Raw genomic sequence first — 406 nt, 5'->3', positions numbered from 1 at the left:
CAGTGTCAACGCCTTGCTGAACGATCCATCTGCGCCAACCGGAACCGCCTCTGCTGTGCCGCTGTTAAGTTTAACTGTCACAGTAACCGGGCTTGAGGTGATATCATTGGTTGTACCTGTTACGGTGCAGGCGGCCTTATTGGTGATCAGACCATTAACCGGAGCCGTCACGTTAAGAGTCGGCGGTACGGTATCAATCTTAAATGTTACGCTCTTCTGCGTCGCGGCATTGCCATCGTTGTCAGCTGCGTCAACCTTAATGGTATGGCTGCCGTCAGCCAGGGCCGCCGTAGGTGTATAAGTACAATCTTCTCCTTTACGCGGAGCTGCAGGCTGCTTCCGAGTGTGGCATCTGTGTCATTTTTTGTGGTCACGTTCCCGGCCTCGTCCGTGGCCTTAATCGTCA

At 53.7% G+C, this 406-nt stretch carries 1 pseudogene; it reads right to left on the bottom strand.

From position 1 onward, the window contains the following. Positions 1 to 406, bottom strand: a pseudogene (locus NE664_14930) (Ig-like domain-containing protein).

It is taken from the genome of Anaerotignum faecicola (assembly GCA_024460105.1).
In the GTDB taxonomy this organism is placed as follows: domain Bacteria; phylum Bacillota; class Clostridia; order Lachnospirales; family Anaerotignaceae; genus JANFXS01.
Note: the sequence above shows the minus strand (reverse complement) of the source record. Positions and strands in the feature narration are given on the sequence as shown.